A 9100-nucleotide genomic window follows, 5' to 3' on the forward strand; every position below is an offset into this window, starting at 1 on the left:
AGCTCAGCGACCGAGCGTCGCGAGCCACGCGACGAGCGCGTCGCACACCGCGGCGTCCTGGCCCTTGAGGTCGTGCGCGCCCGGGAGCTCGACGCGCGTGACCGGGCCGGGGATCGCGGCGGTGTGCTCGGCGAGCTCGTCGGGCGTCGCGAACGGGTCCGTGCGCCCCGACACGAGAAGCACGGGCACGCGCAGGTCGGGGAAGTGCTCGGTGCGCAGGCGCTCGGGCTTGCCCGGCGGGTGCAGGGGGTAGCTGACGAGCGCGAGCCCGGCCGCGGGCAGGCCCTCGGCGACGGCCATCGAGCACATGCGCCCGCCGTACGAGCGGCCGCCGAGCACGAGGCGGTCCGTCGTCGTGCCGAGCTCGGCGGCGAACGCCTCGGCCTCCGCGCGCACGTGGGCGATCGCGACGGGCGGCCGGTCGGGCATCCGCTTGCCCGCGGTCCGGTAGGGGAAGTCGACGCGCCGCACCGGCACGGGCGGGTCGAGCGCGGCGAGCGCGTCGTCGATCGCGACGAGCGCGCGGTGGTCGCGGCTCGCGCCGGCGCCCGGCGTGAGCAGGACGCCGGCGACGGGCCGGTCGGGGGTCGGCGTGGTCACCCGCCCAGTCTCGCAGCGAGCACGACGTTCCTCGCGGTCGAGCACGACGTGGGTGTCGCGACGGCGTCCACAACGACACCCACGTCGTGCTCGGCGGGTCAGAGCTCGGCGAGCAGCGAGCGCATCGCGTCGATCTCCTCCTGCTGCGCCGCGACGATCTCCTCCGCGAGCGCCAGCACCTCGGGGTCCTCGCCCTCGGCGAGGACGTCCTGCGCCATGGCGACGGCACCCTCGTGGTGCTCGACCATGCCCTCCAGGAAGAGGCGCTGGGCCTCCTCGGCGGGCGCGGCCTCGAGCGCGGCGAGCGCGTCGTCGTCGAGCATGCCGCCCATGTGCCCGGCGTGGTCGCCGCCGGACGGGTCGGCGCCCCAGCGGTCGAGCATCGCGGTCATCTGCTCGACCTCCGGGGCCTGCGCGGCCTCGATCTGCTCGGCGAGGGCGACCACGCGCTCGTCGACGCCGTCCTTTGCGAGCACGATCGCGGACATCTCCACGGCCTGCTCGTGGTGCGGGATCATCATCTGCGCGAACATCACGTCGGCGGCGGACGCCGTCGTGGCGCTCGCGGGCGCGGTGCTCGTGGGCGTGCCCGCGGGCTGCTCGCCGGCGTCTCCGGTGCCGGCGTCGGAGCAGCCCGTCAGGGCGAGCGTGGTGCCGAGCGCGAGCGCGGCGAGGGTCGTGCGGGCGGTGCGTGTCATGGTCGATCTCCGTTCGTGGGGTGCAGCGGGCGCACGTGGGCGCCCAGGACGGGCCCGGCGTCGGCCTACGTCCTGCTGATCCCCAGCGCACGGAGGTCGGGCGGGCGGTCCGGGAGCGCGGCGCGCACGTCGAGCACGGGCGCGGCACCGCGCGTCGGGTGCCACGGCGTCCGACGGCGCAGCGCGGCTCGCGCGGCCAGCGTCACCAGCGCGACGAGCACCATGAGGCACAGCGGCCCCGTGCCGCCGTGCGCGTCGGCTCCCGCCGAGAGGGCCGGACCTGGCCCGGAGGCTGGCGTGGCGTCGTCCCGGCCGAGCCCGGAGGCAGCCGTGCCGGCGTCCAGGCCGAGCGTGGTGGCGGCGTGCGGGGACTCGCCGTCCCGGGCGAAGGTGCCGCCCGACGCCGTCGGACCGTCGAGGGCGACCGGACCGCCGTGCGCGGGTCCGACGTCGGGCAGCGCGACGCCGTGGTGCGTGCTGCTCCCCGCGAGGACGTGCATCCACAGCACCGCGGCCGCCAGCAGTCCCACGAGCACGACCGCCGACCACGACCCTGCTCGTCCGCGAGCGCGAGGTTGCCGTCGTTCTCGCGGCGAGAACGACAGCAGCCTCGTGTTCGACGTGGAGGTCACCGGGAGGCGAGCCGCGCCGGGTCGAGGTCGATGCGGCGCAGGAGCTGCGCGTTGAGCGCCACGATGACCGTCGAGGCGGACATGAGGATCGCGCCCACGGCCATCGGCATGACGAACCCGACCGGCGCGAGCACGCCCGCGGCGAGCGGCACGGCCGCGATGTTGTAGCCCGCGGCCCACCACAGGTTCTGCTGCATCTTGCGGTAGGACGCGTGCGACAGCTCGATGATCGACAGGACCGCGCGCGGGTCGGAACTCGCGAGGATCACCCCGGCCGACGCGATGGCGACGTCCGTGCCCGCGCCGATCGCGATGCCGACGTCCGCCTGCGCGAGCGCCGGGGCGTCGTTGACGCCGTCGCCGACCATCGCGACGACGCGGCCGTCGTGCTGGAGCTCCGCGACCTTCGCGTCCTTGTCCTCGGGGCGCACGCCCGCGAACACCTGGTCGATGCCCAGCTCGCGCCCGACCGCGCGGGCGACGGGCTCGGCGTCGCCCGTGATCATGACGACCTTGATGCCGCGCCGGTGCAGGGCGTCGACGGCCTCGCGCGACTCGGGACGGATCGCGTCCGCGAGGGCGAACGCGCCCACGACCTCGCCCGCCGCGTGCCCGTGGCCCTCGTGAGCACTCGTGTCCGGACGGGCCGTGGCGGGCGAGGCCACCACGTGCAGGACGGTCGCGCCGTCGTGCGCCCAGGCTTCGGCGTCGGGCAGGGGGTCGAGCCCGCGCTCGCGCAGGAGCGCGGGGCCGCCGACCGCGACGCGGCGCGCACCCTCGGCGGTCGGGACGGTCGCCTCGACGCCGACCGCGGTGAGCGACCGGAAGTCGGTCGCCTGCGGGACGTCGATCTCCCGCTCGGACGCACGGTCGACGATCGCCCGCGCGAGCGGGTGCTGGCTGTCGGCCTCGGCCGCGGCGGCGAGCGCGAGGAGCTCGTCCTCGGTCGTGCCGCCCGCGGTCGCGAGGTGCGCGACGACGGGCTCGCCCGCCGTCAGCGTCCCGGTCTTGTCGAACAGGACCGTGTCCACGGTGCGCATGCGCTCCAGCGCGAGGCGGTCCTTCACCAGGACGCCGGCCTTCGCGGCGCGCTCGGTCGAGAGCGAGACGACGAGCGGGATCGCGAGGCCCAGGGCGTGGGGGCACGCGATGACGAGCACGGTGATCGCGCGGATCAGCGCCTGCTCGGGCGTGCCGAAGACGAGCCACAGGCCGATCGTCAGGGCTGCCGCGCCGAGCGCGTACCAGAACAGCCAGCCGGCGGCGCGGTCGGCGAGGCGCTGGGTCTTGGTCGAGGACGCCTGGGCGTCGGCGACGAGCCGCTGGATGCCCGCGAGCGCGGTGTCCTCGCCCACGGCCGTGATCCGCACGCGCAGCGCGTCGTCCGTCGCGACGGTCCCGGCGACGACGGCGTCCCCGACGGCACGACGCACGGGCCGCGACTCCCCGGTGATCATCGACTCGTCGACGTCCGCCGACCCGGACGCGACCTCGCCGTCCGCGGGGACGCGCCCGCCCGGGCGGACGACGACGAGGTCGCCCACGCGCAGGTCCGTCGGCGCGACCGTCGTCACGCTCCCGTCCTCGGCGACCCGCTCCGCCTCGTCCGGGAGGAGCGCCGCGAGCGAGTCGAGCGCCGACGCCGTCTGGGCGAGCGAGCGCATCTCGAGCCAGTGGCCGAGCAGCATGATGACGACGAGGAGCGCGAGCTCCCACCACACGTCGAGCTCGTGCGCGAGCAGCCCGAGGCTCGCCCCGAGCGAGGACACGAACGCGACCGTGATCGCGAGCGAGATGAGCGTCATCATCCCGGGCTTGCGACCGCGGAGCTCGCTCACCGCGCCCGTGAGGAACGGCCGTCCGCCCCAGAAGAAGATGACCGTGCCGAGCACGGGCGAGACCCAGGGCAGCCACGCGGCGTCGGGGAGGTCGTAGCCGAGCAGCATCGCGAACATCGGGCTCAGCGCGACGGTCGGCACCGCGAGGACGAGCATGACCCAGAACAGGCGCCGGAACTGCCCGACGTGGTCGCCGTGGCCACCGTGGCCAGGCATGTCGTGCCCGGCGTGCGCGTCGTGCTCGGCGTGGCCCGCGCGGTCGTGCTCCGCGTGCGCGTGGGCCGGCGCGTGCGCGGCGGGTGCGTGGGCGTCGTGGTGGGCGTGCGCCCCCTGGTGCGCGTCGTCGGTGCCCGGACCGGGTCCGTGCCCGTGGTCATGCTCCGTACGGTGGTCCACCGTTCCTCCTCCCAGATACCCCTAGGGGGTATGCTCTGCCCACGATCATGCCCCGCCATGTCCGATTCGTCAACCCCTCGGGGGTGTCGTGGGCCGACGCAGGACAGCCCGTGCGCCGCTCGGCGGGAGAGCCGAGCGGCGCACGGGCTGCGAGAGGGCGGGCCTGAGCGGGCCCGGTGTTTCGTCGGGTGCCGGTCGGGAGCCGTCAGGTGCGGCAGGGCGTGGTGGGCGGAGCGGTCGGCCACGGTCGCGACGGCGCGGCGTGCGTCGGGAGCGAGCCGCACGCCACGGTGGTCACGCCGCCGCCCCGTGCGCCTCGAGGAACGCGCGCGTCCGGCGTGCGGCGAGGTCCGGGTCGAGCAGCAGCCCGGCGCGGTCGGCGAGCCGGACGAGCGCGACGAGGTGCGCGACGGAGCGCCCCGACTGCAGGCCGCCGACCATCTGGAACGCGGGCTGCGTGCCGTTGAGCCACGACAGGAACGCGATCCCTGTCTTGTAGTAGTGCGTCGGCGCGGCGAACACGTGGCGCCCCAGCGCCTCCGTCGACGCGAGGATCGCGTGCGCGCGGTCGGGGTGGCCGGCGTCGAGCGCGCCGAGCGCCGTCGACGCGGCGGGGTAGATCGCCGCGAAGATGCCGAGCAGCGCGTCGGAGTGCGCCCGGCCGTCGCCGACCACGAGCTCCGGGTAGTGGAAGTCGTCGCCCGTGTAGAGGCGCACGGCGCCTCCTGCGGCGGGGTCGAGCGCGGCGAGGCGGGCGCGCAGGCCCTTCTCGTGCGAGGCGTCGAGCAGCGACACCTTCACGCCGTCGACGCGACCCTGGTGGGCGCGGACCAGGTCGACGAACACGTCGGTGGCCGCGGCGACGTCGTCGCCCGTGCCCCAGTACCCGGCGAGCGCGGGGTCGAACATCGTCCCGAGCCAGTGCAGGATCACGGGCGCGTCGGCCTCGGCGAGCACGGCGTCGTAGACGCGCGCGTACTCCTCGGGGGAGCGGGCGACGCGGGCGAGCGCGCGCGACGCCATGACGACCACCTGGGCGCCCGCGTCCTGGACCACGTGCAACCTGCTCGCGGTACGCGTCGGCGACCGCGGCGAGCGCGGCGGGGTCGCCCCGCTCCCAGCCCGCGACGACGGCCGGGTCGAGCTGGTCGGTGCCCGCGCCGCACGCGACGCGACCGCCCACGGCGCGCGCCTCGGCCGCCGACCGGCGCACGAGCTCCCGGGTCGCGGCCCAGTCGAGGCCCATGCCGCGCTGGGCGGTGTCCATCGCGTCGGCGACGCCCAGCCCGTGCTCCCAGAGCCGGTGCCGGTAGGCGAGCGTCGTGTCCCAGTCGACGACGGCGGGGCGTCGTCCACGGGCCGGGCACGAGCAGCTCGCGCACCTCGGTCCCGGCCACGCGGCCGTCGTCGGCGAAGCGGGGCAGGCGTACGACGGCGCCGCTGCCGTCCCGCTCGCGCAGCTCGCGCGCGCCGGGGGCCTCGGTCGTCGGCGCGGTCACAGCACGATCTCCGGCACGTCGAGGCGGCGGCCCTCGGCGGACGAGCGGAGCCCGAGCTCGGCGAGCTGGACGCCGCGCGCGGCGGAGAGCAGGTCGTAGCGGTGCGGCCGGCCGGCGGCGACGTCGCGCAGGAACTCCTCCCACTGGGCCTTGAAGCCGTTGTCGAGGTCGGCGTTCGCGGGGACCTCGAGCCACTGGTCGCGGAACGGCTCGGTGACGGGGAGGTCCGGGTTCCAGACGGGCTTGGGGGTGTGGGCGCGCTGCTGCGCGACGCACCGGCGCAGGCCGGCGACGGCGGAGCCGTGCGTGCCGTCGACCTGGAACTCGACGAGCTCGTCGCGGTAGACGCGCACGGCCCACGACGAGTTGATCTGCGCGACGACCGGGTCCCCGCCCGGCGTCTCGACCTCGAAGATCCCGTACGCGGCGTCGTCGGCGGTCGCGGCGTACTCCCTGCCCTGCTCGTCCCAGCGCGTGGGGATGTGGGTCGTGGTCTGCGCGGTGACCGTCCGCACCGACCCGAGGACGCCCTCGAGCACGTAGTTCCAGTGGCAGAACATGTCGGTCGTCATGCCCCCGCCGTCCTCGGCGCGGTAGTTCCACGAGGGGCGCTGCGCGGCCTGGTGGTCGCCCTCGAACACCCAGTAGCCGAACTCGCCGCGCAGGGACAGGATGCGGCCGAAGAAGCCCTCGTCGACGAGGCGGCGGAGCTTCACCAGGCCGGGCAGGTACAGCTTGTCGTGCACGACGCCGGCGGTCACCCCGGTCTCCTCGCGCAGCCGCGCGAGGTCGACCGCCTCGGCGAGCGTCTCGGCCGTCGGCTTCTCGGTGTAGACGTGCTTGCCCGCCTGCATCGCCATGGTGAGCGTCTTGGCGCGCAGAGCCGTCATCGAGGCGTCGAAGACGACGTCGGTCGCCGGGTCGACGATCACGCCGGCGAGGTCGGTGGTCCAGTGCTCGACGTCGTGCTGCGCGGCGAGCTCGCGGAGCTTGGTCTCGTTGCGCCCGACGAGGACCGGCTCGACCTGGAGGCGCGTGCCGTCGGAGAGCTCGACGCCGCCCTGCTCGCGGATCGGCAGGATCGAGCGGACGAGGTGCTGGCGGTACCCCATGCGGCCGGTCACGCCATTCATCGCGATCCGCAGGGTTCGGGTGGTGGTCATCGAGACTCCGTCGTCGGTCGGGCCCCCGGCAGGGCGGCGGGCGGAATGCGCTTTCCGCGAGCGTAGGGGAGCCGTTTTCCCGCGTCAACAGGGGTGCGTCAGAGCGGAGGCGTGGACTCCCGGAGCACGACCTCGCCCCGGACCACGACCCGCTGCGGCGTGGCAGCGTCGTCGGACGGGGCGAGCGAGGGCGCGAGCGCGAGCGCGAGCGCCTGCTCCCCGACCTCGGCGAGCGGGATGCGGACCGTCGTGAGCGCCGGCGTGACGTCGCGCAGGGTCACGATGTCGTCGAAGCCCGCCACGGCGACGTCCTCGGGGACGCGCAGGCCCGCCTCGCGGGCCGCGGCCATCGCCCCCACCGCCATGACGTCGTTCACCGCGAAGACGGCGACGGGCGGGGTGCCCCTGCCGCGCAGACCCTTCCCCAGGCGGTCGAGCAGCTCGCTCATCCCGCCGTGGCCGCCGTCGCGCGTGAACGCGCACTCGACGACCGCGTCCGCGGCGACGGGCGAGCCGAGGGCGGCCAGCGCCTCGGTGAAGCCACGCGCCCGGTCGACCGCGGTGCGGTGGCCCCCCGGCCCCGCGAGCACGCCGAACGCGCGGTAGCCCAGGCCGTGCAGGGCGCGCGCGAGGTCCGCGGCGCCGTCGGCGTTGGCGATCTCCACCGCGGGGAGGTCGCCGAGCGGCTGGCCCACGAGCGAGACCCCGCCCCCCGACGCGCGGTAGCGCTCGAGCGCGCCTCGCAGCGCACCGTCGGCGTCCTCGGTGAGCCGCCCGCCGCCGAGCACCACGGCCCGGGCGCGCTGGCGGTCCATGAGCTCGACGAACGCGCGCTCCCGCTCGGGCGAGTGCCGTGTGCTCGTCAGCGTGACGATGAGCCCGTCGCGGTCGGCCGCGTCGGCGACGCCCGCCGCGAGGGACGAGAAGTACGGGTCCGCGATGTCGTGCACCACGAGGCCCACGCTCGTCGTGCGGCCGCGCGCCATGGCCTGCGCGCTCGGGTCCGGCGAGTAGCCCAGCCGGCGGGCCGACGCGAGCACCCGCTCCCGCAGGTCGGGGCGCACCGTGCGGTTCGCGCTCCCGTTGATCGCGCGGGAGGCGGTCGCGAGGGAGACGCCGGCGTCGCGCGCGACCTCGCTCAGGGTGGGTCCGGGCACGGAACCCAGGCTAGCGGGACCGCTCCCGCAGCCCGGGTGGGCCGCGCCCGGAGCGGCTACGTTCGGGAGGACCGCCCACCGAGCCGCACGGCCGACGAGCCGCAGGAGGACCCGATGACGTCTCATGGCGCAGCACCCGCACCCGGCACGACGACGCTCCTCGCCCGGGCGCTCGCGCTCGGCGTCGCCGCGGGGTCGCGCAGCAGCCTCGGCGTCGCGGCGCCGGTGCTCGGCGGCTGGGTCGGGGGTCGGGCTCGCGGGTCGGGCGGCGGCCCGGCTGCTCTCGGGGTGCTCGTGCGCGGCACGGCCGCTGCCGGAGTCGCGGGCGAGCTGGTCGGCGACAAGCTTCCGCGGACGCCGAGCCGCCTCGACCCTCCCGGACCGGTGTTCCGCCTCGCGAGCGGGGCGCTGGGCGGAGTCCTGCTGGCCCGACGCCGCACGGGTCCCGCGGGCGTCGTCGCCGCCGCGGTCGCCGGCGCGGCGGGGGCCGCCGCCGGGACGTGGGGCGGCGCGGCGTGGCGACGCCTCGCCGTCGGGTCGCGTCCCGACTGGCCGGGCGCCGTCGCGGAGGACGCCGTCGCGCTCACCCTCGCGGCACTGGCGGTCCGGCGCTGACGACCCGCCGAACCCGGGGTCGCCGGGCACGGCCGAGCACCGGTGACGCGAGAACCCGGGTGCGGCGCGACGGAGGTCGCGCGTCGTCGCTCAGGCGTCCGGGATGCTCGTCACCGTCGTGAGGAGGAACGCCGAGTCCTCGAGCGCGCCCACCGCGTGGCGCTCGTGCGTGAGGACGCGCAGCTCGCCGGTGCCCAGCTCGACGTCGCCCTCGCCGAGCGCGGTGACGCGGACCCGGCCGCGCAGCACCTGGATCGACGCCGCGGGCGGCGAGTTGTGCTCGCCGAGCTCGACGCCCGCGCGCAGCGCGAGGATCGTCTGACGCAGGGGGCCGTCGTGCAGCACGACCTCGGCGCTGCGCCCGTTCGGGGAGGTCCGGGCGTGGGTGAGGTGGGCGTCGGTGAGAAGGTCGACGTTCGTCATCGGGGCTCCGACCTGTCGGGGAGCTCCATCATGCCGCGCCGGGCGCCGCGGTGCGCGTCCCGGTGGCGCGCCGGGGGGT

General features: G+C 76.2%; 8 protein-coding genes and 1 pseudogene. 1 reads left to right on the forward strand and 8 read right to left on the reverse strand.

What is annotated here, in order from left to right:
• Positions 1 to 3 precede the first annotated feature (3 nt).
• From ABRQ22_RS17515 to ABRQ22_RS17545, 7 genes and pseudogenes are all read right to left on the reverse strand, one after another.
• A complete protein-coding gene (locus ABRQ22_RS17515) occupies positions 4 to 600 on the reverse strand; it encodes an alpha/beta family hydrolase (RefSeq protein WP_353707660.1) in 597 nt (198 codons plus the stop codon).
• 98 nt (positions 601 to 698) lie between these two features.
• Complete coding sequence (locus ABRQ22_RS17520) at positions 699 to 1298, reverse strand: DUF305 domain-containing protein (protein ID WP_353707661.1); 600 nt, start codon at positions 1296 to 1298, stop codon at positions 699 to 701.
• A 65-nt stretch (positions 1299 to 1363) separates the two neighbouring features.
• Positions 1364 to 1828, reverse strand: a complete 465-nt coding sequence (locus ABRQ22_RS17525) for a hypothetical protein (RefSeq protein ID WP_353707662.1) — start codon at positions 1826 to 1828, stop codon at positions 1364 to 1366.
• A 98-nt stretch (positions 1829 to 1926) separates the two neighbouring features.
• Positions 1927 to 4164, reverse strand: coding sequence for a heavy metal translocating P-type ATPase (locus tag ABRQ22_RS17530; RefSeq protein ID WP_353707663.1), 2238 nt, complete (start codon positions 4162 to 4164; stop codon positions 1927 to 1929).
• A gap of 294 nt (positions 4165 to 4458) precedes the next feature.
• Positions 4459 to 5663 (reverse strand): annotated as a pseudogene (locus tag ABRQ22_RS17535) (DUF993 family protein).
• On the reverse strand, positions 5660 to 6826 hold the full coding sequence (locus ABRQ22_RS17540) for a Gfo/Idh/MocA family oxidoreductase (protein WP_353707664.1): 1167 nt from the start codon (positions 6824 to 6826) through the stop codon (positions 5660 to 5662). Before ABRQ22_RS17540 ends, ABRQ22_RS17535 begins: the two are co-directional and overlap by 4 nt.
• A 98-nt stretch (positions 6827 to 6924) precedes the next feature.
• Positions 6925 to 7983 carry a LacI family DNA-binding transcriptional regulator gene (locus ABRQ22_RS17545; RefSeq protein WP_353707665.1) on the reverse strand — a complete coding sequence of 353 codons (1059 nt, stop codon included), beginning with the start codon at positions 7981 to 7983 and terminating at the stop codon, positions 6925 to 6927.
• 114 nt (positions 7984 to 8097) lie between these two features.
• Here ABRQ22_RS17545 and ABRQ22_RS17550 point away from each other — a divergent pair, with 114 nt between their 5' ends.
• On the forward strand, positions 8098 to 8598 hold the full coding sequence (locus ABRQ22_RS17550; protein WP_353707666.1) for a hypothetical protein: 501 nt from the start codon (positions 8098 to 8100) through the stop codon (positions 8596 to 8598).
• Positions 8599 to 8688: 90 nt separating this feature from the next.
• Here the strand turns inward: ABRQ22_RS17550 and ABRQ22_RS17555 are convergent, their stop codons facing one another.
• Complete coding sequence (locus tag ABRQ22_RS17555) at positions 8689 to 9021, reverse strand: cupin (RefSeq protein ID WP_253055346.1); 333 nt, start codon at positions 9019 to 9021, stop codon at positions 8689 to 8691.
• Between the last annotated feature and the right edge of the window lie 79 nt (positions 9022 to 9100).

This window comes from Cellulosimicrobium sp. ES-005 (assembly GCF_040448685.1).
Classification (GTDB): domain Bacteria; phylum Actinomycetota; class Actinomycetes; order Actinomycetales; family Cellulomonadaceae; genus Cellulosimicrobium; species Cellulosimicrobium cellulans_G.

Bases quoted from the DNA above. Each gene is read 5' to 3' on its own strand.
- ABRQ22_RS17520 (WP_353707661.1), bottom strand. From the start codon at position 1,298: ATGACACGCACCGCCCGCACGACCCTCGCCGCGCTCGCGCTCGGCACC.
- ABRQ22_RS17540 (WP_353707664.1), bottom strand. From the start codon at position 6,826: ATGACCACCACCCGAACCCTGCGGATCGCGATGAATGGCGTGACCGGC.
- ABRQ22_RS17550 (WP_353707666.1), top strand. From the start codon at position 8,098: ATGACGTCTCATGGCGCAGCACCCGCACCCGGCACGACGACGCTCCTC.
- ABRQ22_RS17555 (WP_253055346.1), bottom strand. From the start codon at position 9,021: ATGACGAACGTCGACCTTCTCACCGACGCCCACCTCACCCACGCCCGG.